Below are 26,620 nucleotides of genomic sequence, written 5' to 3'. Positions count from 1 at the left end.
CTTTTTCTATCGTTGAAAATTCTGCGTGCACGACCGTTGTCAGGTGTTTGAGGCTGTGGCTCAATGTTCGACTATGTGCAGTGCTTCGCGGTTCGGAGCACTCCGGCTTCTTCGACGAGGACGACGCCTTGATACGACAACTAGCCCGCCCACGCACGCTTTTCAGAACGCTCGCCTGTACGGCGGCCCTGCTGATGCCCGTCGGGGCCACCCTGGTCCCGACCGCCGCGTCCGCCGCCCCCGCCGCCGCTCCCGCCGAAGGGGCCCGTGCGGCCTCGGCGTTCGTGAAGGACGATCCGTCCACCGAGGTGCACGGTCTCAAGGGCGAGTACTTCGCCATGTCCGCCCCGGGGGCCCGCGACTTCGCCGAGCTCGGTGCGACCGCGCTCGATCCGGAGATCAACTTCCCGGGACTGACCGGGGCGTTCGAGTCGGCCACCGGAAGGACCGAGCACACCACCGCTCGCTGGACGGGACAGATCGCGGCGCCGGAGGACGGCGACTACACCTTCTCCGCGATCGGTGACAACGGCTTCCGGCTCTTCATCGACGACAAGCCGGTCATCGACCACTGGGTGCCCGACTGGGACAAGGAGCAGACCAGCGCCCCCGTCGCCCTGAAGGCCGGTGAGCAGCACACCTTCCGGCTGGAGATGTTCCAGGACATCGGCGGGGCCAACATGTTCCTGCGCTGGTCGAGCGCGAAGCTCGCCAAGCAGATCGTGCCCGAGTCCGCCTTCACCCCGCCCGCGGACTTCGAGGTCTACCCGGTCGCGCTGAGCGTCGCCGGGAACGGCCTCGCGGTGCAGGCGACCTTCGACCACGAGCTCAGCGGTATCGAGGGCGTGAAGGACCACCTCGAGGTCGAGGCGGACACGACGCCGATGCCCGTCAAGTCGGTCGTCAGGGCGTCGGACAACGACAGGGCGCTGGTCGTCACGTTGGACGCGGCCGTCCAGAAGGGCCAGCAGGTCCGGATCGCCTACGACGGCCAGGGCGGCCTGAAGAACGGCGAGGAGACCGTCCCGGAGATCAGCCGCAGGGCGAAGAACCTCTCCACGCACCGGCTGACCACCCCCTGGGGCGACAAGGTCGACCGCGACAACCCGCTGCCCGAGTACCCCCGGCCCCAGCAGGTCCGCGACGACTGGAAGAACCTCAACGGCCAGTGGGAGTTCGCGGGAGCCGACGCCGGTGAGCAGCCCGTCTTCGGCAAGAGGCTCGGCGAGCGCATCACCGTGCCCTACCCCGTGGAGTCCCAGCTCTCCGGTCTGGAGCGCCACGAGGACCACATGTTCTACCGCAAGCTCGTCACGGTGCCCAGGAACTGGTCCGTCGGCAAGCGGAGCGGCGACGACCGCCTGAAGCTCAACTTCGGAGCCGTCGACTACCACGCGCGGGTCTTCGTCAACGGCAAGCAGGTCGCCGAGCACACGGGCGGTTACACCGCCTTCAGCGCGGACATCACCGACGCGCTCAAGGGCGGCGGCCCCCAGGAGATCGTCGTCGCGGTCACCGACACCACCGGTGCCGACCAGCCCACGGGCAAGCAGTCCGCGAACCCGAGCGGCATCTTCTACACGGCCTCCTCCGGTATCTGGCAGACCGTCTGGATGGAACCCGTCGCGCCCGCCGCCGTCGACTCGCTCACGACGACGCCGGACATCCACAAGGGCCGGCTCTCTCTGAAGGTCAACTCGGAGAACGCGTCGGGCTCCGCCCGGGTCACCGCCGTCGCCCGCGACAGGAAGGGCAAGGTCGTCGGGACCGTCACCGGTCCGGCCAACGGCGAGCTGAGCCTCCCGGTCGCCAAGCAGCACCTGTGGACGCCGGACGACCCGTACCTGTACGACCTGGAGGTCACCCTCAAGGACGGCCGCTCCAAGGACACCGTCGACAGCTACTTCGGCATGCGTTCCTTCGGCGTCGCCGAGGTCGGCGGCTACCAGAAGCTCGTGCTCAACGGCAAGCCGTTCTTCTCCCTCGCCCAGCTCGACCAGGGCTTCTACCCCGACGGCCTGAACACGGCGCCCAGCGACAAGGCCCTGGTCTTCGACCTGAAGGCTCAGAAGGAGCTCGGCTTCAACTCCGTCCGCAAGCACATCAAGGTGGAGCCGGCCCGCTGGTACTACCACGCCGACCAGCTCGGGCTGCTGGTGTGGCAGGACTTCGTCTCCGGCAACATCACCGGCGAGAAGGGCCAGAAGGCCTTCCTCGACCAGGGTGCCGAGATGATGGAGCAGCTGCACAACTACCCGTCGATCGGTGCCTGGATCGTCTTCAACGAGGGCTGGGGCGAGTGGGACCGCACCGAGACCGGCAAGATCACCGAGAAGGTCCAGGCCGCCGACCCCTCGCGCGTCGTCAGCGCCCACAGCGGTGTCAACTGCTGCAACTCCAAGGGTGACTCCGGCAAGGGCGACATCATCGACCACCACGACTACAACAACACCGACCCGGCCTTCCCCGACGAGACGCGCGCCGCGATGGACGGTGAGCACGGCGGCTTCACGCTGCGCATCCCCGGCCGCATGTGGCCCGGTGCCCCCACCGCGATCTACAGCGGTGTCGCGGACAAGGACGCGCTGACCGCGAAGTACGTCGACAACACCCGCACGTACTACCTGGAGGCGGCGGGCGCAGAGCTGTCCGGCTCCATCTACACCCAGGTGACCGACCTGGAGAACGAGCTCAACGGTCTCTGGACGTACGACCGCCGGGAGATCAAGGTCGACGCCGCAAAGGTGCGGAAGATCAACCAGGAGGTCATCGCGGCCGGGGCCGCCGCGGGCGAGCGCGACGAGGTCAAGGGCGGCGGCGCCTGGTCCCTGGACGAGAACCAGGGCACCACGGCGGCCGACAGCGGCCCCAACCACAAGGACCTCACCCTCTCCGCGGGCACGTCCTGGACGCCGGGTGTGAGGGGCTCGGCGCTGAAGTTCGACGGCCAGGGCCAGTACGCCCAGACCGACGGGCCGGTCGTGGACACCACCGGTGACTACACCGTCTCCGCCTGGGCGTCGCTCGACGCGCTGCCGGGCAACTACGCCACCGTTGTCAGCCAGGACGGCCGGCGCCAGGAGAACCCGTTCTACCTCCAGTACGGACAGGGCGGGTTCGCCTTCTCCACCCCGGGCGCCCACCGCGCCCGGCTGGAGATCAAGCCCGAGCTCGGCCGGTGGTACCACCTCGTCGGCGTACGCAGCGGTGACGAGATCAAGCTGTACGTCGACGGCAAGCTCGCCTCCACCGCCGCCGCCGGCACCGCCGACGTGAGCACGGGCGCGCTGTCCGTGGGCCGTGCCAAGTGGGGAGGCTCGAACACCGACTTCTGGAACGGTTCCGTGGACCAGGTGAAGGTGTACGACAAGGCGCTCACCGATCAGGAGGTGACCGCGCTCCACGACGGCGAACAGCCGTAGGCCGCAGCCGGCCTCCCGGAACCGCTCCCGGCAGTGCGTGGTGAACCCCCGCGCTGCCGGGAGCGCGCCTGCGGGTGGCTCCCGGCGCGGGCGGCTCAGCTCCGCAGTTCTGCGCGGTCCTCGTCCGTGAGCACGGGACCGCTCGCCCCGACTCCTCCGGATGGCTCAGCGAGCCGGTACCCGCCACCGACGGTCCGGCCGCCGGAGCCGCGGTCCTCACCTGGGCGACGCTCGCCCCGAGCCGGGCCGCCACCGTGCCGGGCCGCTGCGGGGCGAGAGGCCCGAGGCTGCCGCCGAGCGGGAAGTACGGCACGTGGGCGAGGCCGGCGCACGCTTCCGCCGGGGTGCGGGCGGGCGAACCGGGCTCTTGCGTTGACGCCGCGTTCCGGGACAGGAACACGGGCCACGTCCGGGCCTGAGCCTCGTGGGCCGGACCGCTGAGCCCGTACGCCCGGGACGCCGTGTCCGTGCGCACGCCCGTACTTCCGACTCAGACTCCGCATGCCCGGGACGCCGTGTCCGTGCGCACGCCCGGGAGGCCGGGTCCGCGCGACCGCGACCTCCGGATGGGTACGTCCGGGCCCCGTGTCCGCACGTCCGGGATCTCCGGGCGGACACGGGGCCGGCCCGGGGCGCGGTGGCGACGGTCCCCGTCGTCACCGCACCCCCCGGGGTGCCCGGGACCTTTGGCCCCGGGCCTCAGCTCACGGTGCCCAGGGTGCCTCCACCGCCCACGTGGTGTCCTCGGTGAAGGTGGCCGCGTTGTCCCAGGCACGACCGCCGCCGGGGGTGGCCAGCCACACCTCCGAGTCGATGTGGCGCAGATAGCTGCCGGGCAGATTGGCGCTCGACAGCCGTACCCCGCCCGAACCCGCGACCGCGCACCAGGTGGCGTCGGCCTTGAAGAGCGCCGAGCCGTCGCTCGCGTCGCGACGGACCCGGAAGTCCCGGTGACGCAGGTACTCACCGGGGTAGTTGCGGGACTCGAACGAGTAGCAGTTGCTGTTCGCCAGGCCCGTGACGACCTTCCAGGTGGCGTCGTTCTTCAGCAGCGCGCTGCTGCCGCTGTCGACGACCGCGGTGTACGCGAGTGCCTCGGAGTGGCGCAGGTACTTGTTCGTGTGGCCGGCAGTGGTGACCCGGAGGGACTTGTACTGCCCGGTGGGCAGGGTGACCGGTGGCGCGGGGGTCTTCGACGCCTGGATGAGGTCCTGGTTGGCGGCCTTGACCCGGGCGGTGTCCACCTTGACCACCTGGCGGTCGTAGGTGAGGAGCCCGTTCGCCTCGTTCTCGACGTCGGTGATCTCCGTGTAGACCGAGGCGGAGAGCCCTGCCGGCAGCTGGCCGATCCGGATGGCGTCGAGAAGTCCCACGAAGCGGTTGTTCAGCGCGGCGATGCTCGCCTGGTCCTCGTAGCTGAAGCCGCCGCCGGGGTACCACTCGTGCCCCGAGACCTTGTGGCCCAGCCCGCCGAACTCGCCGAGTACCGCGGCGCGCGTCGCGGTGGGCGCGGTGTTGCCCGGCCCGACGTAGATGTGGTGGTCGACGACGTCGCCGTTGCCGCCGTCGACGGAACCGCAGCAGTTCACCCCGCTCATGTTGTTCACCAGCCGGGACGGGTCGTACGCCTTCACCTCGTCGGCGATCCTGGCCTGGTCGTACTGCCCCCAGCCCTCGTTCTGGTTCACCCACATGACCACCGAGGGCGAGCTGCGGTGCTGGTCGATGATCGCGTGGTACTCCGCCTCCCACTGGGTCCGCGCCGCGCTGTCGGGCGTCTTGCCGGTGTCCATCGCCGGCATGTCCTGCCAGACGAGCAGGCCCAGCTTGTCCGCCCAGTAGAACCAGCGCTGCGGCTCCACCTTGATGTGCTTGCGGACCATGTTGAACCCGAGGTCCTTGTGCGCCTGGAGGTCGGACCTCAGTGCGGCGTCGGTGGGCGCCGTGTAGATGCCGTCGGGCCAGTAGCCCTGGTCGAGCGTGCCGGTCTGGAAGACGAACTTCCCGTTGAGGACCGGGCGCAGGACGTTGTCGACCTTGGCCACGGCGATGGACCGCATACCGGCGTAACTGCCCACCGAGTCCACCACGGCCGTCCCGTCGAGCAGTTCGGCGCGTACGTCGTAGAGGAACGGGTCGTCCGGGCTCCACAGCCGTGGGTTCGGCACGGGCACCGCGATCTCGCTGCCGGGCGCCCCGGTGGCCGTACCCACGACGGTGCCGCCGCCGGACACGGTGACGCGCGCGGTCCGGCCGCCGGCGGAGGCCGCCTGCACCTTCACGCGCAGGGTGCTGTTGCCGAGGTTCGGTGTCATGTCCAGCCGTGTGACGTGCGCGGCTGCCACGGGCTCCAGCCAGACCGTCTGCCAGATGCCCGAGGCCGCGGTGTAGAAGATGCCGCCGCCCGCGTGCGGGTTCACGTCGTTGATGCGCTGTTTGCCGACGGCCTGGCCGCCGGTCTGCGTCGGGTCGTACACGGAGACGACGACGGTGTTCGTGCCGCCGTTCAGCTGGGGTGTGATGTCGTACGAGAACGAGTCGAAGCCTCCCTTGTGCGCGCCGACCTGGGCGCCGTTGACCCAGACCGTGCTCTGCCAGTCGGAGGCGCCGAAGTGGAGCACGACCCGGCGGCCGTTCCAGTTCGACGGAACGGTGAAGGTGCGCTTGTACCAGAGCTTGTCGTTCTCGGTGATCTTCCGCTTGATGCCGGAGAGCGAGGACTCCGCGACGAACGGGACCCTGATCTGCTCGGAGAACGACGCCGGCTGCCCGGCGTCGCGGCCGGTCACCGCGAAGTCCCAGATGCCGTTGAGATTGGCCCAGTCGGGGCGGGTGAGCTGGGGGCGGGGGTACTCGGGGAGGGGGTTGTCGACGGGCACCTGGGCGGTCCAGGGTGTCGTCATCGGTGCCGGCTTCGGTGTCCAGGCAGCCGGTGCGGCGGCGGCCGGGGAGGTGCCGGCTCCCACCAGTGCGGTGGCGAGCAGTGCCAGCAGGCCGGTGCCGGCGGTCAACCGTCTCCACCAACTGCGCGGACGTGGTGCGGGTGCGGATGTCATGACGGGATCTCCTCGACGGAGGGCAGAACCTCCCCCGCCGGAGCGGCGCGGGAGGTGTCCATGGGGGCGTCTCTCAGATCAGCTGCCAGAGGTGGTCCGCCGTGCCGTTGTCGTCGTACTGGACGACGTGGGCGCTGTCGGCGGTGGACATCAGGTCGACGCCGAGGACCTTGTCCGAGTTGCGGTTGCGGTACCAGCCGTCGCCCCAGCGCAGCGCGATCCAGCTGGTGTCGAAGGCGCCGGCGCCCTGGGCGTTCATGCACCGGAAGAACCGGCTGAGGAACGGGATGACCCGGGTGTCGCCGTCGTACTCCTGCCAGCATCGCAGCGCCTGGATCAAGGGGAGGAAAGGCCAGAAGTCCGGACCGCCGTTCAGCGAGGTCCGCAGGGACCTCGGGCCGAAGAAACCGTCGGACTGCTGGGTGGCCAGGATCGCGTCGATCCATCGGCGCGTGGCGGCCGGCGCGTCCGGGTCCCCGGTGACGACGGCGAGGTCGGTGTACCCCCTGAGCCAGTAGGGGACCTCCTCCCAGCCTCCCCGGTCGGGGCGGATCCAGCCGGAGGACTCGAAGTCGAGGACGTGTGAGAACTCCTCGTACCGGCCGCAGAGTCCTTCCAGCTGGAGCCTGAGCTGACCGGCGAGCCAGCCGCGGGCGGTGACCTTGCCCGGCGGCAGCTTCGGGAAGGCCGTCGGGTGCAGGGGCGACGCGTTGGGGGCGTAGTGGCCGCCTCGCGCCGGGGCCGCCACACCGTCAGCGGCGGTCGTCGTGGTGGCCCAGCGGCCCGCCGTGGTGGCCTCGGTGGCGGTGATCAGCGCGCCGGTCACGAGTTGTCTGCGGTTCAGGGGCATCGTGGGGGCTCCGCTTCTCTTCCGGGCGGGAGAGGCCGCCGGCCCTCGCCGGGCCGGCCCATGACGAAGGTGGGCGCCGCGGTCGTACCCGACGACGCGGCACCATGCTTCCAACGTTGCAAAACTGATGTGGCGGTATGACAGCACGCGGTCAAGTCGCTGTCCAGGGGTGGCGCACCACCTGTTGCCGTGCGGGACCGCGCCGGGCTCACCCGGCGTGCGACACATTTTGGAAACGCGGCGACAACTCTCTTGCCGCTTCCGCCACCTCGCCTATATAACGTTGTAAACCGAGCCGCCGAGAGGCCGTACAAGGCCCTCATGACCGAAGTTTCCGCAGCTGGAAGCGGGGTCGTGAGGGATTCAGCGTCACCCGCCGCCGAGCGGCTGACGTGTCGTCCCGCCATGCCTGGCCGCACGCCGAACGGTGTGCCGTCACCTCGCCAAGGAGCGTCCCGCGCATGATGACCCAGCGTCGATCCCGTACCCTCGCCGCGGCCTGCCTGCTCGCCGCCACCGCCACGCTGGCCGTTTCCGGCTGCTCCAAGTCGGAGACCACGAACAGCGCGGGCGGTGACAGCAGCCAGGGAGCCCAGGCGGCCAAGTCCCCCGAGGCCGCCTCGGGCCCCGGCTGTTCGCTGCAGAGCTACGGCGCGCCCAAGATCGACCTCAAGGACGCGGTGGTCGGCTTCTCCCAGTCGGAGAAGGAGGCCAACCCGTTCCGCATCGCCGAGACCCAGTCCATCAAGGACGAGGCCGCCAAGATCGGCGTCAAGAAGCTGCTCACCACCAACGCCCAGTCGCAGCTGTCCAAGCAGATCAGCGACATCCAGGACATGCTCTCCCAGGGCGCGCAGTTCCTCATCATCGCCCCGCTGAACTCCGACGGCCTGGAGCCCGCGCTCAAGGCCGCCGCGGCGAAGAAGGTGCCCGTCCTCACCATCGACCGCAAGGTCAACTCCAAGGCCTGCGAGGACTACGTCGCCTTCCTCGGCTCGGACTTCGTCGAGCAGGGCAAGCGGGCGGCCGACGCGATGATCAAGGCGACCGGCGGCAAGGGCAAGGTCGCGATCCTCCTCGGCGCCTCCGGCAACAACGTGACCACCGACCGGACCAAGGGCTTCGTCGACCAGATCGCGGCGGAGGCCCCCGGCATCGAGATCGTCGCCCAGCAGACCGGCGAGTTCGCCCGCGACAAGGGCCAGCAGGTCATGGAGCAGCTCATCCAGTCCAAGCCCGAGATCACCGCCGTTTACGCGGAGAACGACGAGATGGGCCTCGGCGCCGTCACGGCGCTGAAGGCAGCCGGCAAGAAGCCCGGCAAGGACGTCAAGATCGTCTCGGTCGACGGGACCCGTAACGCCGTCCAGGCCCTGGTCAACGGCGAGTACAACGCCGTCATCGAGTCCAACCCGCGCTTCGGGCCGCTCGCCTTCGCCACCGCCCGGAAGTTCTACGGCGGCGGGGAGATCCCCGAGAACGTCATCATCTCCGACCGCGCCTACGACGAGACCAACGCCAAGGAATCGCTCGGCGGGGCGTACTGATCCGCTCCTGAACCCACGGCCCCGCCGCCGTGACCGCCCGTTCCGGGCCCACGGCGGCTCCGGGCCCTCCCCCTTGGACAGCGGAAGGCCAAGAAGACCCATGGCACCACCCGAAGCAGTACCTCAGGCACCCGCGGAGGCCGCGGTCACGGCCTCCGCCGTGCTCGAAGCCCGCTCGGTGAGCAAACGGTTCCCCGGCGTCGTCGCCCTCGACGACGTCTCCTTCACCCTGCGCGCGGGGGAGACCCACGCCCTGGTCGGCGAGAACGGCGCGGGCAAGTCCACCCTCATCAAGGTGCTGACCGGCGTGTACCGGCCGGACGGGGGAGAACTGCGGATGGCCGGCGAACCCGTCAGGTTCGCCCGGCCGTTCGAGGCGCAGCAGGCCGGGATCTCCACGATCTACCAGGAAGTCAACCTCGTCCCGCTCATGAGCGTGGCGCGCAACATCTTCCTCGGCCGCGAACCCAGGAACCGCGTCGGTCTCATCGACTTCACGCGCATGCACAGGGAGACGAGCGAGCTGCTCGACGGCTTCGGCGTACGCGTCGATCCGCGCCGCCCGCTGCACACCCTCGGCATCGGCACCCAGCAGATGGTCGCCCTCGCCCGGGCCGTCTCCGTCAACGCCCAGGTCGTCATCATGGACGAACCCACCTCCTCGCTCGAACCGCGCGAGGTGGAGACCCTCTTCCGGGTCATCGGGAACCTGCGCGACCAGGGCATCGCCGTCCTCTACGTCAGCCACCGCATGGACGAGCTCTACCGGATCTGCGACCGGGTCACCGTCCTGCGCGACGGCCGCCACATCCACACCGGCGAACTCGCGGACCTCGACCGGATGCAGCTGGTGTCGATGATGCTCGGCCGGGATCTGTCCGAGGTGCGCCGTTCGGGTGTCACCAACTTCGCCTCGGAGGGCCACGAAGCCGCCCGTACGCCCGTCCTCACCGCGACCGGGCTCACCAGCCGGCTCCAGCTCCACGACATATCCGTGTCGCTGTACGCGGGCGAGGTGCTCGGCCTCGGCGGGCTCCTGGGCTCCGGCCGCAGCGAGACGGCGAAGGCGCTGTCCGGCGCTCTGCGCCTGGACGCGGGCGAACTCGCCGTGGACGGCACCCCGCTGAAGCGCCTCACCCCGGCCGCCGCCATCCGGGCCGGCATCAGCCTGCTGCCCGAGGACCGCAAGGCCGAGGGCATCGTCCCCGGTCTCTCCGTACGCGAGAACATCGTGCTGGCCGCCATGCCCCGCTTCTCCCGGGCCGGAGTCGTCTCGCGCGCCAAGCAGGACCGGATCGTCGACATCTTCATGAAGCGGCTGCGCATCAAGGCTTCGAGCCCCGAGCAGAAGGTCGGCGAACTCTCCGGAGGCAACCAGCAGAAGGTCCTGCTGGCCCGCTGGCTCTGCCTGGAACCCAAGGTCCTGCTGCTCGACGAGCCCACCCGGGGCATCGACGTCGGAGCCAAGGCCGAGGTCCAGAGCCTCATCGACGACCTCGCCCGCGAGGGCCTGGCCGTCCTGCTCATCTCCTCGGACATCGAGGAACTCATCGAGGGCGCCGACCGGATCGTCGTCCTGCGCGGCGGAGCCGTCGCCGGTGAGCTGTCGGGCGACGACGTGGCCGAGGACCGGCTGCTCGAAGTGCTCGCCGACCACGCACCACAGCCGGCGGACGGGGCCCCGGCCGCCCAGGAGGACTCCCGATGACCCAGACCGCCGTCGCCCCGCCCACGAAGGGCGACACCCCCCGGAAGCCGGTGAACCACCTGGCCCGGCTGCGTGATCCCGCCTGGTACCAGCGGTACGGCGTCTATGTGGCCGTGGCGGTGGTACTGCTCTTCAACGCGCTGTTCACCGATCACTTCATGACCGCCGACAACTTCCGCACCCAGCTCGTCCAGGTCGCCCCCATCGTCATCGTCGCCCTGGGCATGGCCCTGGTCATCGGCACCGAGGGCGTCGACCTGTCCGTGGGCTCGACCATGGCGCTCGCCGCCGCGTTCCTCCCCCTCTACCTCGGATACGGGCTCGTACCCGCGCTGGTCGTCGCGCTGCTGGCAGGCGCTGTCGTCGGAGCGGTCAACGGCGCGCTGGTCTCCCTCGTCGGCCTCCAGCCCATCGTCGCCACCCTCGCGCTGTTCGTCGGCGGCCGCGGCCTGGCCCTGGTGATGGCCGACGGCCAGCTCAAGCAGATCGTCAACCCCGACCTGCTCTCGCTGGGCACCGGTTCCTTCCTCGGAGTGCCGCTGGTCGTCCTGATCGCCGGTGTCCTCGCGGTCGCCGTCGCCTTCCTGGTGCAGCGCACCACGTTCGGCCGGCAGATCGTCGCCATCGGAGGCAACCGCTCCGCCGCCGCACTCGCCGGGCTTCCCGTCAAGCGGGTCCTCATCGGCGTCTACGTGCTCTGCGGGGTGCTCGCCGCGCTCGCCGGAATCCTCGCCACGGCCAGGCTCACCGCGAGCGACCCCTCCTCGCTCGGCACCCTCATGGAACTCTCCGCCATCACGGCGGTCGTGGTCGGCGGCACGCCCCTCAACGGAGGCTCCGTCCGGGTCCTCGGCACCGTGGCGGGCGCCCTGCTCATGCAGTTGCTGCGCGCCACCCTCGTCAAGCACGACCTGCCCGACTCCACCGCACAGATCGCCCAGGCGGCCATCATCATCGCCGCCGTCTACGTCGCCCGGGAGCGTCGGTCCCGATGAACGAAACCAAGCCCGTCACCGTCGCCCCGGCCCCGGCCCCGGCGCCGCGGAAATCCACCGCGCCCCGCCCTTCGGACGGATCCGAGCAGAGCGGCCGGCGGCGCGTCACCGAACTCCTGCAACGCCAGGGCGTCCTCGCGGTCCTGCTGACCGTGGTGATCGCCGCCTCGTTCATCTACCCGACCTTCGCCACCCTGGACAACGCACGCGGCGTGACCATCCAGGCGTCCTTCCTCGCCGTGGTCGCGCTCGGCATGACGATGGTCATCATCACCGGTGGCATCGACCTGTCCGTGGGGTCGGTCTTCGCCCTCGGCGGAGTCCTCGCGGCCTGGGCCTCGCAGTACGGCTTCCTCGCCGCCCTGCTGCTGCCCCTCCTCGTCTGCGGAGCGATCGGCCTGCTCAACGGCCTTCTGATCGCCCGGGGCAACATGGCGCCCTTCATCGTCACCCTCGCCACCCTGCTGGGAGCACGTGGCCTGCTCCTCGCCCTCACGGACGAGGGCGCCACCACCTACCTGGTACCCAAGGGCTCCGCCTTCGGCGACCTCGGCCAGGGCAGCGTATGGGGATTCGGCCACCCGATCCTGATCGCCCTGGTGCTCTTCGGGGCCGGCGGAGTCGTCCTCCAGCGCACCTCGTTCGGACAGACGCTCTTCGCCGTCGGCGGCAGCAGCGACGCCGCCACGCTGATGGGCCTGCCCGTGGCCCGTACGAAGATCCTCGTCTACACCCTCAGCGGGCTGCTCGCAGGCCTCGCGGGCGCCCTCAACGCGGCCAGGCTGTCCTCCGGCGTCACCATCGTCGGCGTCGGCATGGAACTCGACGCGATCTCCGCCGTCGTCATCGGCGGCACCCTGCTCATCGGCGGAGCCGGGTCGATCAGCGGCACCCTCTGGGGCGTCCTGCTGCTGGCCGTCATCCAGAACCTGATCAACCAGATCGGCTCGCTCAACTCCTCGTACCAGTCGGTGGTCAGCGGAGGCTTCCTTATCGTTGTGGTGGTGGCCCAGCGCTATCTGGCGCGCAGTCGCAGAAGCACCTGACGGCAAGTCGCCCGTCGAGGGCCGGACCACAGACCAAGCCGAGCCGAACCAAGGAGTGCCGTGGGCGTCAGCCTCAAGGACGTTGCACAACGGGCGGGCGTGTCCATCAAGACCGTGTCGAACGTGGTGAACAACTATCAGCACGTCACACCGGCGATGCGCGCCAAGGTGCAACAGGCGATCGACGAGCTCGGCTACCGGCCGAACCTCACCGCCCGCCACCTGCGCAAGGGCCGCACCGGCATCATCGCCCTCGCCGTCCCGGAATTCGGCAACCCGTACTTCGCGGAGCTGGCCGGCGCCGTCATCGACGCGGCGGCCCGCCACGACTACACCGTCCTGGTCGACCACACCGCCGGCCTGCGGGAGAAGGAACTCCTGGTCAGCCAGGGGTTCCGGTCGCACGTGATCGACGGCCTCATCCTCAGCCCCATCCACCTGGAGACCGAGGACCTCATGGCGCGCACCGAGACGGCGCCCCTGGTCCTGCTGGGCGAGCGCGAGTACGAGGCCCCGTACGACCACATCGCCATCGACAACGTCGCGGCGGCCCGCGCGGCCGTGCGCCACCTCGTCGGCCAGGGCAACCGGCGGATCGCCTTCCTCGGTTCGCGCACCGGCCGCGAACGCCAGCCCGCGCACCTGCGGCTGCGCGGCTGGCGCGAGGAACTCACCGCCGCCGGGATCACACCGGACGAGTCCCTCGTCGTCGTCACCGACGGCTACGGCCGCGAGGACGGCGCCACCGCGATGGCGGAGCTCCTGGACCGGGGAGAACGCCCCGACGCCGTGTTCGCGTACAACGACCTCATCGCGATCGGCGCGATGCGGACCATCGGCGAACGCGGGCTGCGCATCCCCGAGGACATCGCCGTCGTCGGTTTCGACGACATCGAGGAGTGCCGCTACACCTCCACCACCCTCACCACCATCGCCCCGGACAAGGAGGCCATCGCCCGCCTCGCCGTCGACAGCCTCGTCGAACGGCTCTCGGGCGAAGCCGTGACGGAACCGCGCAGGCCGCGCCCCGGCTACCGCCTCGTCGTCCGCGAATCCACCATGCCCGGGCCCCGCTCCGGCCCCACAGAGGATCTCTGATGCCGCGCCCCACCGTGCACAGCACCCCCTTCGGCTCCGTCCAGGGGGTCCCGGTCCACCTGTGGACCCTCGACAGCGGTACGGGAGTCCAGGCCGACGTACTCACCTACGGCGCCTCCCTGCACCGCCTCGCCGTCCCCGACACCACGGGCGCCACCGCTTCCGTCACGCGTTCCCTCGCGACCCTCGACGACTACACCGCCAAGCACCCGTACTTCGGTGCCGTCGTCGGCCGTTACGCCAACCGCATCGCGCACGGCCGCTTCACCCTGGACGGCACCGAGTACCACATCCCCGCCAACGACCGGGGACACGCTCTGCACGGCGGACCGGAGGGCTTCCACACCAAGGTGTGGGACGCCACCGAGGGACGTACCGGGGACAGCGTCTCCGTCCGGCTCACCCTCCACAGTCCCCACGGCGACATGGGCTTCCCCGGGGCGCTGGACAGCACCGTCACGTACACCCTCGACACCGCCGGGACCCTGGCCGTCGACTACGCCGGCGCCACCGACCGGCCGACCGTCGTCAACCTCACCAACCACGCCTACTTCGACCTGGCCGGCCACGGCGACGTCCTCGGCCACAGCCTGGAGGTCGAGGCCGACACCTATCTGCCGGTCGACGGGGACGGGATCCCCCTGGGGCCGCAGGCCGAGGTCCGCGGCACGCCCTTCGACCTCACGGCCCCCCGCGTCCTGGGCGAACGGCTCGGTCACGACGACGAACAACTGCGCCGCGCCGGAGGGTTCGACCACTGCTGGGTGCTGCGGGGCCCCGGCGGTGAACTCCGCCGTGCCGCACGGCTCACCGCTCCGGACGCCACCCGCGTCATGGAGGTGTGGACCACGGAACCCGGCATCCAGGTCTACACCGCCAACCAGCTCGACGGCTCCTTCACCGACGCCACCGGCCGCCGCCACGAGCGCCACGGCTCGGTCTGCCTGGAGACCCAGCACCTGCCCGACTCACCGAACCGGCCCGAACTGCCCAGCACCGTGCTGCGCCCCGGAGAAACCACCCACAGCCGCACCGAACTGCGCTTCGCGCACCTGCGGAACTGAGGCCGTCCCTTATTCGATTGCCGCCCCGTGCGGCCGGCTGCTGTAATCCCCGCACCAGCCGATCCACGAGGGAGATGTCCGTGCGCCGAGCTTCTGTGTCCACCCAGACAGGAATTCACCCCTATCTCGAGGACCTGAAGCTCAGTGCACACAGTGAACCTGGGAATCCTGGCGCACGTCGACGCCGGTAAGACGAGCCTGACCGAGCGGCTGCTCCACGCCGCCGGAGTCATCGACACGGTCGGCAGTGTCGACGACGGCAGTACCCGGACCGACTCCCTCGCCCTGGAACGGCAGCGAGGGATCACCATCAAGTCCGCGGTCGTGTCCTTCGCCGTCGACAACGTCACCGTCAATCTCATCGACACCCCCGGTCACCCCGACTTCATCGCGGAGGTGGAACGGGTCCTCGGTGTGCTCGACGGTGCCGTCCTCGTGGTCTCCGCCGTGGAAGGCGTGCAGGCGCAGACCCGGATCCTGATGCGGGCCCTGCGCCGGCTGCGGATCCCCACGCTGGTCTTCGTGAACAAGACCGACCGTGGGGGCGCCCGCCACGGGAGCGTCCTGGAGGAGATCGCCGCACGGCTGTCCCCCGCCGTCGTCGCCATGGGGCGGCCCGGCCGGCTGGGGACCCGGGAGGCACGCACCAGGGCGTTCACCTCCGGTGATCCCGCCTTCGTCACCGCGCTGACCGATCTGCTCACCACGCACGACGACGACCTCCTGGCGGCGTGCGTCGAGGACGGGGAGATCCCGTACGCCCTGCTCCGCGCCCGGCTCGCGGCGCAGACCCGGCAGGCGCTGGTGCACCCCGTGTACTTCGGCTCGGCAGCCACCGGCGCCGGGATCGCGGAACTGACCTCAGGAATCACCGAGTTCCTCCCCGTCACGGGTCAGGAAGCCGACGGCCCGGCGGCGGGCACGGTCTTCAAGGTCGAGCGGGGCCCGGCGGGGGAGAAGGTCGCGTACGCCCGCATGTTCACGGGGACGGTGCGCACCCGCGAGCGCGTCCGGTTGCGGGGCGAGGGTGACGAGCGGGCCCGCGAGGGCAAGATCTCCGCCATCACCGTCTTCGACAGCGGCACCGACGTGCCCGGGCCCTCGCTCCGTGCCGGGCGCATCGGCAGGCTGCGAGGGCTCCACACCGTGCGCATCGGAGACCGGATCGGTGAAGCCGCCCCGGCGCCGGCCCGCGTCCACTTCGCGCCGCCGACCCTGGAGACGGTCGTCACCCCCTGCCGCGCCGAGGACCGCGGGGCCCTGCACCAGGCACTCGGCCACCTGGCGGAACAGGACCCGCTGATCGGCGTACGCAGCGACCCCGTCCGGCAGGAGGTCTCGCTCTCGCTCTACGGCGAGGTGCAGAAGGAGGTCATCCAGGCCACGCTGGCGCAGGAGTACGGCATCGAGGTGGGTTTCCGGGAGACCACGACCATCTGCCTGGAGCGGCCCGCGGGAACGGGCGCCGCCGTCGAATTCATCGACAAGGAGCCGAATCCCTTTCTCGCCACCGTCGGACTCCGGGTGGAGCCCGCCGCATTCGGCAGCGGGGTCGAATTCCGCCGGGAGGTGGAGCTCGGTTCGATGCCCTTCTCACTGATGAGGGCGGTAGAGGACACGGTGCGGGACACGCTCGCCGAGGGAATGCACGGATGGCGGGTCACCGACTGCGCGGTCACCATGACGCATTCCGGATACTGGCCCCGGCAGAGCCATGCGCACGCCGTCTTCGACAAGAGCATGTCCAGCACGGCCGGCGACTTCAGGAACCTGACGCCGCTGGTACTGATGGAGGCGCTCAGGGAGGCCGGAACCACGGTGTACGAGCCCATGCACCGCTTCCGCGCCGAGATCCCGGCGGACGCCCTCGGCCCGCTGGTGCCCGGTCTCCTGCGGCTGCGCGCCGTGCCGGGAACACCGGTGACGGTGGGCGGCCTCTGCACGCTGGAGGGGGAGATCCCGGCCGCCCGTGTCCACGCGCTCCAGCACCTGCTGCCCGGGGTGACGCGGGGCGAAGGGGTGGTGGAGACCGCGTTCGAGCGCTACCGGCCGGTCGAGGGCCCGGTTCCGCACAGGCCCCGGACCGACCGGGACCCGCTGAACCGCAAGGAGTACCTCCTGCGCACCCTGCGCCGGGTCGGCGCGGGTGGCGACGGCCGTGGCCCCTCGTCCTGAGCCGGCAGGGCCTGATCCGGACGAGGGGGCCCGGGGTGACGGACGCGCGAGCGGCGCGTCCGTCACCCCTGAGCTCACTTCAGATACGGACCGGCCGCGCCGATCTTCCCCGGGGCCGCGTTCTCGCCGCCGAGATCGAGGACGTAGACCCGCAGGTTGCCCTTGCCCGGTGCCGGGACGGTGAGGGTGCCGCCCGTCACCACCTTCGTGTCCCCGGTGACGGCGTCCTTGTAGGTGCCGTTGGGGATGCCCGTGTACGTCGCGCCGCCCGTGACCGTCACCAGCGCGAAGCTGTCGGTGCCACTCGCCGCGTCGGTGTAACGGCGCTTGTACGCCATCGAGCCGGAGATGCCCTCGGTGGAGTACTGCCCCATCTGGAGGGCCGGGACGGCGCGGCGGATCTGGTTGAGCCGCTGCACGTGCTTGACCAGCGGCTTCGCCAGGGTGTCGGCCACCGCGCCGGTCGCGGACTCGACCGTGCCGAAGCCGGACGCCTTCACGTCACCGGCGAGATGGGCCCCGTAGTACGCCCGCCCCGTCGTCGCCAGGGGGCAGCTCGGCCCGCAGTCGATCTTCTTGCCTGCCTGGAACTCGATCTCGGAGCCGTAGTACAGCGTGGGGATGCCCCGGAAGGTCCACATCAGCGACATGTTCTCGGCCCAGGCGTCGGTGCCGCCCGCATACCGCTCGCTGCTCTTGTTGGGGCCGTAGTCGTGGCTGTCGACGTACACGACGTTGTACGTGGCGTCGTTGTAACTGTCGTCCGAGTCCTTGCCGTTGCCGTACGCGTTGTTCGCGTCACCGAAGTTCATGTGCATGCGCATGTCGATGACGTTCATCCCGGAGAACCGGCTGTGGTCCGGGGTGTGGTAGGCGTTGCCGTCCAGGAACGCGTTGGTGGACGTGGGCTGGGATCCGGTGCCCTGCTGCTGCTCGTAGTCGTACATCTCCAGGGCGGCCTTCGCGTCGTCCGCGCTGTACTCCTTGCGCTCCTTCCAGGTGTAGAACTGGGCGGAGTGGTTCACCGAGCCGCGGTTCCACTTGTCGTTGACGAAGGCGGCCACCTCTCCGAAGACGAAGAAGTTCTTCGCGGCCTCGGCTCCGAACTGCTGGGTGACCCGTTCCTGGATGGCGGGCAGGAAGCGGCGGTTCCAGGTGGTGCGGGGGATGTGTACGGCGGTGTCGACCCGGAATCCGTCGACCCCCATGTCGATGTACTTGTCGTAGGCGCCGATCAGATAGTTCTGCACGGGCGCGCTCTCGGTGTTGAAGTCGGCGAGATCCTCGTGCAGCCAGCAGCTGCGGGAGTCCTCTCCCTCCCAGTTGCCGATCCAGCAGTTGTGGTAGTACGCCTTCGGGAACATGCCCGACGTGGGGTTCGGCCACTGGCAGTTGTAGATCCGGTAGCCCTCCGGGGAGGTGGCCCCGGTGGGGGTTCCCCAGTTGACGCAGGTGTTGCCGGACGGCTCGGCCGTGGACCAGAGGTCGCCGTTGTAGTACGACTTCCCGGACTTGGTCTCGACGGTCAGGCCGTCGTACTCGAAGCCCTCGTTCCTCTCGTCGTAGTACCAGCTCCACTGGGTGTCACGGACGCCGTAGACCTTGGGGGTGAACAGGCCCTTGGCGCCCCAGCGGGAGGAGTGGTTGTAGACGACGTCCTGGTAGATCTTCATGCCCTTGGCGTGGGCCGCGTCGATGAGATCCTGGTAGGAGGCCCCGGCGGACTCCAGCCGGGAGTCGACCTCGTAGAAGTCATAGCCGTGGTAGCCGTGGTAGTCGTAGTCCGACCGGTTGAGCACCACCGGCGTGATCCAGATCGCCGACATCCCGAGCCCCTTGATGTAGTCGAGCTTGTCGACCAGGCCCTTGAAGTCGCCCCGGAACATGGGGTCGTCGTTGGCCGCGTTGCCCGACTTGGTGTGCTGGCTGCCACCTCGGTTGTTCGTGCTGTCGCCGTCGTTGAAGCGCGCGGTGAGCACGAAGTAGATCGGGTCCCTGCGCGGGTCGGTGCCCAGCGGGCGGCCGGAGGCCGGTGCGGTGGGCTTCTCTCCGGTGGTCGCGGTCGCGGCGGCCGACGCCGCCGACACGTTCCCCGCCGCGTCCACGGCCCTGACGGTGTAGCGGTACGCCGTCTTCGCCTCCAGCCCCGTGTCGGAGAAGACGGTGGAGCCGATGTCGGTCACCACCGTGCCTTTGGTGCCACCTGTGCGCGTGACCTGGTACTTCGTCACTCCACGGTCATCGGTGGAGGGTTCCCAGGTCAGCACCACGGAGACGCCGTCGGCGCTTGCGGCGACCTTCGTGGGGGTGCTGGGCGCCTGGGTGTCCGGTGCCGCGGCCTCGCACGGATCCGCGGCGCCGGCGGTGACCTTCCCGCCCCGCACCGTGGAAAGCCCGTCGGGGATCGTGTAGTTGCTGCCGCCGTTGTTGTCCCAGACCCCGTTGCCGTTGTTGAAGGCGGCCGTCATGGAGGTCGCCGTCCCCAGGTCGACGGACTTCTTCATCCAGCCGGTACAGGCGGTCTCCATGCCCACGCCCGGCACGGTGGTCCAGGCACCGCCGGCCGGCCGGTAGTGCAGGTTGGTGGTCGTCCAGCCGACCGTCGCGGTCGAGTAGTAGACCGAGGCGCTGTGCGCCTCACCGGGCTCCGGATCCGTCCCCGAGCCCGCGCACGGGTCGCTGTGGGCCACCACTCCGTCCTTGACGGTGATGGTGCCGGTACCCAGGTCGTAGTTGTTGCCGGCGTTGTTGTCCCACACGCCGGAGCCGTTGTTGAACGTCGCGGCCAGGCCGGAGGCGCTGCCCAGGGTGACGGTCCGCTTCACCCAGTCCGTACAGGCGGGTTCCATGGCCACACCGGGCACGGACGTCCAGGAGCCGCCGTCGGGTGCGTAGTGCAGCCAGTACGCGGACCAGTTCTTGGTCTTCGTGTAGTAGAAGATCGTCGCGGTGGATTCCGAGGCGGCGGCGGGGACGGCCGACCCCGCTCCGGGGGGCGCGGGTGACGGGGTCAGAAGTCCCGTCAGCACCAGGGCCGCCGCGGCCGCCGCTGACAGGCGTCCGAGCAGCCGGAAAGGCGTGCGTCTCATGCGTGTGTCTCCAGGGGAGGGCCGCGGGCGGGGTGGACCGCGGCTGCCGACAGCACAGCCGTTCCGGGAGCGGCTGTGAGGATCCCGCCGGGGAACCCGGACGCGCCTCAGGGTTCGGGCGAGCAGTGCGCCCTGACAGAAATTCCTGTCAGAACCTTGCTGCAATCTCTTGCATGCCGGAAGTTACCTGGGCATGACAGCTGCGTAAAGAGGCCGTGCACACCGCGGGCGAAGAGAAATGCGGGACGGGGCCGGAGTGTTGGGGCGTCGACGGGCCGTTTCGCGATGTCACGGTCCGGATCCGCCCACCGGCGGGCGGGGGAGGCGCGACCGGGTGGTCCGGCTCCACGGCGCGGAACACGCCCGGTGACGGCCGCCGTGCGGGGCGGGGCGGGGCCCGCCTCGCGGAGGGTCCCGGCCCCCCGGCCGGTGCCCGCGACGGGGAACCTCCGGGTGCCTGGAAGTGTCCTGCACCGCACGGTGGTCGAGCGCGGAGCGGGTCGCCGGCCGGCGGCGTACTATCTGCGCGACGGCACCGTCCCCGCCCTCGGCCGCGCTCACGGTGGCGGCCGTCCCGGCGAGGCGTTCGCCGGCGTCTGGACGCGGGAGCAGCTGGTCCCTGAGCCTGCACGACGTCATCCGCGACTACGCGCGCGCCGAGGCCGGGCTCCACGCCGCGCTGGTGGACGCGGTCCAGGCCGGGCTGCGCCCGGCCGCCCCCTCACCCCCACCGCACCGCGCCTCCCTGCCGCCTGGTGAGAACTGACCGACTCCTATCCGCTCGCCCACGCCCTCACCCCTCTCCTGGCCGCCTGCCGCACCGCGGCGGCCGAAGCCCTCGGCCCGTCCCGGACCGCTTCCGGCGTCGCGCCGTCTGCGCCGGCCCTCGCCGGGTCCGGTCCGGCCGGGTCAGCGCACCGGCTCGCCCGCCGCCAGCTTCGCCGTGACGCGTACGAGGCGGGCGGCTCTCACCTCCGGCGTCCGCGCCGTCATCAGCTGGAGGAGCACGAGGTAGCGGTCGGACCTGCTGAGCTGCTCGAAGCGGTCGGCGGCCCCGCGATCGGCGGCCAGCGCCGCCGCCAGGTCCTCGGGCACGGTGGCCTTGCTCTGCGACGGGTACGCCGCCGCCCAGCGACCGTCCGTCTGCGCCGCCCGCACCTCGGCGAGACCGGACTCCCGCATCCTGCCGTCCGCCGTCAGAGCCTCGACCTTGCCCACGTTGACGAGCGACCAGCTGCTGCCACGGCGGCGGGGTGAGATCCTCTGCAGGTAGTACACGTCGTCGAGGGACCGGCGCTGACCGTCGATCCACCCGTGGCAGAGCGTCACGTCGACGACCTCGGACGCGGTGACGGACTCGACGCCCGAGCCCTTCTTCGCGATCTTCAGCCAGAGTTCGGTGCGCTCCGCGTGATGTCTCTCCAGCCAGGCGTCGAGCAGGGCCGCCCGCTCGAAGAGCCGCGCCTGTGGGTCCGCTCCACTGCCGTCCGCCTGCCCGTTGCGTGCCATCGCGGTGCCCGTCCTTGTCGGCGATGAGGTCATTCGTCCACGCTAGACGGCCAACAGGACAGTTCGTGTCCTGTACTGCCCGCCCGAGCCGGGTGCTGCCTCGTGAGGTCGAGGTCTCGCGAGCGGGGAGAGCACATCCCGCCGTCGCGCGTCACTCCGCAGGCGGTGGGGCGGTGCTGGCCCGGACGATCAGCCGTGTCGGGACCAGGGTCGTGCCCCGCTCCGTCGTCTCGTTGCGGATCTGCCGCAGGACGCCGTCCACGCACAACCGGCCGATCTCGGCGAAGTCCTGATGGACCGTCGTCAGCGGTGGCAGGAACGAGGCGGAGTCGGCGATGTCGTCGAAGCCGACGACGCTGACGTCCTCGGGTACGCGCCTGCCCTGTTCCTGCAGGGCCCGCAGGACCCCCAGCGCCATCTGGTCGTTGGCCGCGAAGACCGCCGTACAGGACGGATCGGCCGCCAGGGCGAGGCCCGCGCGGTATCCCGACGCCGCCGACCAGTCGCCCCCCACCGGAGGCGGAACCGGGCACCCGGCCTCCTCCAGGGTCTGCTGCCAGGCATGTGCGCGGCGCTGGGCGGCGAACGACTCCGCAGGACCGGCGACATGCACCACGGTGCGGTGCCCGAGGTCGAGAAGGTGCCGCACCGCCGCCCTCGCGCCGCCGGACTGGTCGGTGTCCACGACGCTGTAGCGGTCGCCCGCGTCGGAGTCGGCCACCACCACGTGGGTGTGGGGCGGCAGGGAGATGGCGGCGTCGAGCAGGCGGACTTCCATGATCACGATGATTCCGTCCACGACCTGCTCGCCGAGCACGGTCACGGCCCCCCGGACGCCGGTGCTGGTCGGTGTCGCCACCGGCAGCAGGGTGATGGCGTAGCCCTCGTCCGCCGCGGAGGCGGAAATGGCCTCCAGCGTGCGGACGTTGCCCGTCGTGGCCAGGGTGAACAGGATGACGCCCAGGGTGCGGAACTTCCCGCTCTTGAGCGCGCGGGCGGCGCTGTTGGGCCGGTAGTTCAGCTCCTTCATCGCGGTCAGGACGCGTTCACGGGTCTCCTCGGAGACCACCGCGTGACCGTTGGAGACACGGGAGACCGTCTGCGAGGAGACGCCGGCCAGGCGCGCGACGTCGGCCATCGATGCCTCCTTGCGCGGAGGGCGGTCCATGGCCTCTTCCTGTCCGTGCACTTCGTAGCCTCCGTCGTGTTCGCGTGAGCCTTTCGCCGTAGGGGGGCGCTGGTCCGGCCGCGCCGGGCCGTCTTCCTTCGCGCGTCCCTGGGGTGTGTCCCGGTCGGTACCCACGCTGTCTCCGCCGCGCGTGTGGCTCGTGTCGCGTGCGGACCGTGGGCTCGGGTCACCGGCATTTCTACCACCCCCGCGAGGTGCCGCCGACACACGGGCGCCTGCGCGTCGCCGCCGGCCGGGGAGCGGGTCCCCACTCGTCCGCCTGACAGGAGATCCGAGCCTTGACCGACGAGGAACAGCCGTGTAGACATCACCTCACCGATAAATGTTTACGTAAACATCAGTACGTTCACGTGGGCATCGGCACCCTCAAGCACAGCGCCTCCACGATGTCCGGTGTCTCCATCCGGCCGGGGCCATGCTCACCGCCGGAACAACAGGAGTACCCATGACGGCCGTTACGCCGCTCACGACCGGACGCCGCCCACCAGCCGGAAGATCACGCTCCGGGCGAGGCCGGGCCGGGTGGCTCTTCGTGGGCCCGTTCATGGCCGTCTTCGCCCTGGTGTTCCTCGCCCCGATCGCCTACTCCCTGTATCTGAGCTTCTTCCGGGACCAGTTGATCGGGGGGACGTCCTTCGTCGGCCTGGACAACTTCCAGCGGGCCTTCCAGGACGACCAGTTCTGGGACGCCGTGGGCCGTGTGGCCCTCTTCCTCGTGGTGCAGGTGCCCGTCATGCTCGGCCTGGCGCTCCTCGTGGCCCTGGCGCTCGACAGCGGCAGGCTGTACGGGAAGAGCTTCTTCCGGATATCGATCTTCCTGCCCTACGCCGTCCCCGCCGTCGTCGCCACGCTGATGTGGGGCTTCATCTACGGCACGCGGTTCGGGCTCGTCGCGAACATCAACGACGCCCTCGGCGTGACCCTGCCCGACCCGCTCTCGCCCTCCCTGGTGCTGGCCAGCATCGGCAACATCGTCACCTGGGAGTTCATCGGCTACAACATGCTGATCTTCTACTCGGCCCTGCGCGTCATCCCCGCGTCCCTCTACGAGGCGGCCGAGATCGACGGAGCCGGACAGTGGCGGATCGTCACCGCGGTCAAAATCCCCGCCATCCGGGGGGCCCTGGTGATCGCGACGATCTTCTCGGTGATCGGCAGCTTCCAGCTCTTCAACGAGCCCAGCATCCTGCAGAACCTGGCGCCCAACGCCATCACGACGTACTTCACGCCGAACCTCTACACCTTCACGCTGTCCTTCTCCGGCCGGCAGCAGAACTACGCGGCCACGGTCTCCCTGATCATGGGCGTGGTCACGATGATCATCGCGTACGCGGTCCAGCTGCGCGGCATGCGAAAGGAGGCCTGAGCGATGAGCGCCCCTTCCTTCACCGCCGAGCAGACGTCCCGGCGAGCCACGCACCGAGCCCAGGCCCCCCGGCGCGTCACGCGCAGGCGCCACTCGCCCGGCCGGCCCCGCCGCAGCGTCCTGCTCACGGCGCTCATGGGACTCACCACGGTCTACGCGCTGCTGCCCCTCGCCTGGCTGTTCATCAACGCGACCAAGACCCAGAAGAGCCTGCTGGACTCCTTCGGGCTCTGGTTCAGCGGGGACTTCGCCCTCTGGGACAACATCACCCAGACACTCACCTACGACGACGGCATCTTCGTCCGGTGGCTGCTCAACACCCTGCTCTACGTGGTCGTCGGCGCCGGCGGCGCCACCTTCCTCGCGGTGCTCGGCGGATACGGCCTGGCCAAGTTCGACTTCACGGGCAAGCGCGCCGTCTTCGCCACCGTCATCGGAGCGGTGGCCGTGCCCGCCACCGCGCTGGCCGTCCCCACCTTCCTCATGTTCAGCAAGATGGGCCTCACCGACACACCGTGGGCCGTCATCATCCCCTCCCTGATCTCCCCCTTCGGGCTCTACCTCATGTGGGTGTTCGCCGCGGAGGCGATCCCCACCGAACTCCTGGAAGCGGCCCGGGTGGACGGCTCGGGGGAGCTGCGGACGTTCTTCACGGTCGCGCTCCCGCTGCTGACACCGGGCATCGTGACCGTCCTGCTGTTCACCATGGTGCAGACCTGGAACAACTACTTCCTGCCGCTGATCATGATCAAGAACCCTGACTGGTACCCCCTGACGCTGGGGCTGGACGCCTGGAACGAGCAGGCCTCCACCGCGGGCGGCCAACCGGTCTTCCACCTGGTCATCACCGGCTCCCTGCTGACCATCGTGCCGCTGATCGCCGCCTTCCTGCTGCTCCAGCGCTACTGGCAGTCCGGTCTCGCGGCGGGCAGCGTCAAGGGCTGACGCCCCCGCCCCGCAGGCCACCCGACCCCCGTGCCCCGCGGCCGGATCACCCCGGCCACCGGCCCGCACGGTGTTCCACCCCTCACCACCCCGCACCGCACGGTGCGGGCGCCCGACGGTTCGTGAACCACCCTCACCACAACGGAGTGAAGCGATATGAGAACCATGACCAGACGCGCGATGCGCGGCGTAGGCCTGCTGTGCGCGGCTGCGCTGAGCCTGACCGCGTGCGGGTCCTCCGACGAGTCGGCCTCGGACAAGGCGGTCACGGGCGGTGAACTCCGTGCCGCCCTCAAGAAGGGCGGTTCGATCACGGTGTGGGCGTGGGAACCGACGCTGAAGCAGGTCGTCAGCGACTTCGAGAAGGAGTACCCGAAGGTCAAGGTGAAGCTGGTCAACGCCGGTACGGGCAACGACCAGTACACCGCCCTGCAGAACGCCGTGCAGGCCGGATCCGGTGTGCCCGACGTCGCACAGATCGAGTACTACGCCCTCGGGCAGTTCGCCCTCGGCAAGTCCCTCGAGGACCTGAGCCGCTACGGCGCGAAGGACTTCAAGAACGACTACTCCCCGGGCCCGTGGAACTCGGTCGCCCTGGACGAGGCCGTGTACGCCCTGCCCATGGACTCCGGCCCGATGGCCCTGTTCTACAACAAGAAGGTCCTGGACAAGCACGGGATCGCCACGCCCACCACCTGGGACGAGTACCTCGAGGCGGCGCGCGCCCTGCACGCCGCGGACCCGAAGGCCTACATAGCCAACGACACGGGTGACGCCGGGTTCACGACCAGCATGATCTGGCAGGCCGGCGGCACCCCGTTCAAGACCCGCGACACCGATGTGACGGTCGACCTCACCAAGGACAAGGGTGTCGTCGCCTTCACCAAGGTCTGGCAGCAGCTGCTCGACGAGAAGCTCCTCGCTCCCATCACCAACTGGAGCGACGAATGGTATAAGGGCCTCGCGGACGGCACCATCGCGACCCTCGCCACCGGAGCGTGGATGCCCGCCAACTTCGTCACCGGTGTGGAGTCGGCCGCCGGTGACTGGCGCGCGGCGCCCCTCCCGCAGTGGGAGAAGGGCGGCGAGGTCAGCTCCGAGAACGGCGGCAGCTCCCTCGCGGTGATGAAGGACGGCAAGAACAAGGACCTCGCGTACGCCTTCAACGAGTACGCGAACCACTCGGACGGCGTCCAGGCACGCATCAAGGGCGGCGCCTTCCCCGCCACCACCGCGGACCTGTCCTCGCGGACGTTCCTCGACACCAGCTTCCCGTACTTCGGCGGGCAGAAGGCGAACGAGATCTTCGCCCGCTCGGCGAGCCAGGTGCCGGACACCTGGTCCTACCTGCCCTACCAGGTGTACGCGAACTCCATCTTCAACGACTCCGTGGGCAAGGCGTACGTCTCCTCCACCACCCTGGCCGAAGGGCTGGAGGAGTGGCAGAAGGCCGCCGTCACCTACGGCACGGACCAGGGCTTCAGCGTCAACAAGTGACGCCTCGCCGCTGACCCGGCACAGGGGCGGCCGCCCGTCCGTCCGGCGGGTGGCCGCCCCTGTG

At 70.0% G+C, this 26,620-nt stretch carries 15 protein-coding genes and 1 pseudogene; 11 read left to right on the top strand and 5 right to left on the bottom strand.

Annotated elements, in window-relative coordinates; translation table 11 throughout:
- Positions 1-80: 80 nt before the first annotated feature.
- Complete coding sequence (locus tag ACFY8O_RS18020) at positions 81-3,422, top strand: LamG-like jellyroll fold domain-containing protein (RefSeq protein WP_387903389.1); 3,342 nt, start codon at positions 81-83, stop codon at positions 3,420-3,422.
- A gap of 704 nt (positions 3,423-4,126) precedes the next feature.
- Here the strand turns inward: ACFY8O_RS18020 and ACFY8O_RS18015 are convergent.
- Positions 4,127-6,478 (bottom strand): AbfB domain-containing protein, encoded by a 2,352-nt coding sequence (locus ACFY8O_RS18015; RefSeq protein WP_387903386.1) that lies wholly within the window; start codon positions 6,476-6,478, stop codon positions 4,127-4,129.
- A 127-nt stretch (positions 6,479-6,605) separates the two neighbouring features.
- Positions 6,606-7,328, bottom strand: a pseudogene (locus ACFY8O_RS18010) (hypothetical protein); the annotation flags it as partial.
- A 461-nt stretch (positions 7,329-7,789) separates the two neighbouring features.
- On the opposite strand from ACFY8O_RS18010, the gene ACFY8O_RS18005 reads away from it, so the two are divergent.
- From ACFY8O_RS18005 to ACFY8O_RS17975, 7 genes are all read left to right on the top strand, one after another.
- On the top strand, positions 7,790-8,875 hold the full coding sequence (locus ACFY8O_RS18005) for an ABC transporter substrate-binding protein (protein ID WP_387903383.1): 1,086 nt from the start codon (positions 7,790-7,792) through the stop codon (positions 8,873-8,875).
- A 100-nt stretch (positions 8,876-8,975) separates the two neighbouring features.
- Complete coding sequence (locus ACFY8O_RS18000; RefSeq protein ID WP_387903381.1) at positions 8,976-10,583, top strand: sugar ABC transporter ATP-binding protein; 1,608 nt, start codon at positions 8,976-8,978, stop codon at positions 10,581-10,583.
- Positions 10,580-11,578, top strand: coding sequence for an ABC transporter permease (locus tag ACFY8O_RS17995; protein ID WP_387903378.1), 999 nt, complete (start codon positions 10,580-10,582; stop codon positions 11,576-11,578). The genes ACFY8O_RS18000 and ACFY8O_RS17995 overlap by 4 nt, the downstream gene beginning before the upstream one ends.
- Positions 11,575-12,624 (top strand): ABC transporter permease, encoded by a 1,050-nt coding sequence (locus ACFY8O_RS17990; RefSeq protein WP_387903375.1) that lies wholly within the window; start codon positions 11,575-11,577, stop codon positions 12,622-12,624. The genes ACFY8O_RS17995 and ACFY8O_RS17990 overlap by 4 nt, the downstream gene beginning before the upstream one ends.
- Before the next feature lie 60 nt (positions 12,625-12,684).
- Positions 12,685-13,722: a LacI family DNA-binding transcriptional regulator gene (locus tag ACFY8O_RS17985; protein ID WP_145813427.1), complete on the top strand. Its 1,038-nt coding sequence runs from the start codon at positions 12,685-12,687 to the stop codon at positions 13,720-13,722.
- On the top strand, positions 13,722-14,786 hold the full coding sequence (locus ACFY8O_RS17980; RefSeq protein ID WP_387903372.1) for an aldose epimerase family protein: 1,065 nt from the start codon (positions 13,722-13,724) through the stop codon (positions 14,784-14,786). The genes ACFY8O_RS17985 and ACFY8O_RS17980 overlap by 1 nt, the downstream gene beginning before the upstream one ends.
- 144 nt (positions 14,787-14,930) lie before the next feature.
- Positions 14,931-16,961 carry a GTP-binding protein gene (locus tag ACFY8O_RS17975; RefSeq protein ID WP_387903370.1) on the top strand — a complete coding sequence of 677 codons (2,031 nt, stop codon included), beginning with the start codon at positions 14,931-14,933 and terminating at the stop codon, positions 16,959-16,961.
- A 74-nt stretch (positions 16,962-17,035) separates the two neighbouring features.
- Here ACFY8O_RS17975 and ACFY8O_RS17970 read toward each other — a convergent pair whose 3' ends face one another.
- From ACFY8O_RS17970 to ACFY8O_RS17960, 3 genes are all read right to left on the bottom strand, one after another.
- Positions 17,036-20,050, bottom strand: a complete 3,015-nt coding sequence (locus ACFY8O_RS17970; RefSeq protein ID WP_387903368.1) for a carbohydrate binding domain-containing protein — start codon at positions 20,048-20,050, stop codon at positions 17,036-17,038.
- A 909-nt stretch (positions 20,051-20,959) separates the two neighbouring features.
- On the bottom strand, positions 20,960-21,592 hold the full coding sequence (locus ACFY8O_RS17965; protein WP_387903365.1) for a YdeI/OmpD-associated family protein: 633 nt from the start codon (positions 21,590-21,592) through the stop codon (positions 20,960-20,962).
- 118 nt (positions 21,593-21,710) lie between these two features.
- The gene (locus ACFY8O_RS17960) at positions 21,711-22,727 is read right to left on the bottom strand and encodes a LacI family DNA-binding transcriptional regulator (protein WP_387903363.1); all 1,017 of its coding nucleotides are present in this window, start codon (positions 22,725-22,727) and stop codon (positions 21,711-21,713) included.
- 466 nt (positions 22,728-23,193) lie between these two features.
- On the opposite strand from ACFY8O_RS17960, the gene ACFY8O_RS17955 reads away from it, so the two are divergent.
- From ACFY8O_RS17955 to ACFY8O_RS17945, 3 genes are all read left to right on the top strand, one after another.
- Complete coding sequence (locus ACFY8O_RS17955; protein ID WP_145812866.1) at positions 23,194-24,114, top strand: carbohydrate ABC transporter permease; 921 nt, start codon at positions 23,194-23,196, stop codon at positions 24,112-24,114.
- Between the two features lie 3 nt (positions 24,115-24,117).
- Positions 24,118-25,059 carry a carbohydrate ABC transporter permease gene (locus ACFY8O_RS17950; RefSeq protein WP_145812864.1) on the top strand — a complete coding sequence of 314 codons (942 nt, stop codon included), beginning with the start codon at positions 24,118-24,120 and terminating at the stop codon, positions 25,057-25,059.
- A gap of 156 nt (positions 25,060-25,215) precedes the next feature.
- Entirely contained in the window at positions 25,216-26,556 is a 1,341-nt protein-coding gene (locus ACFY8O_RS17945) for an ABC transporter substrate-binding protein (RefSeq protein ID WP_145812862.1), read from the top strand.
- The last annotated feature ends 64 nt before the right edge of the window (positions 26,557-26,620 follow it).

Origin of the sequence: Streptomyces argenteolus (assembly GCF_042902585.1) — a bacterium.
Lineage (GTDB): Bacteria > Actinomycetota > Actinomycetes > Streptomycetales > Streptomycetaceae > Streptomyces > Streptomyces argenteolus.
This window is presented reverse-complemented; position numbering and strand designations above follow the sequence as displayed.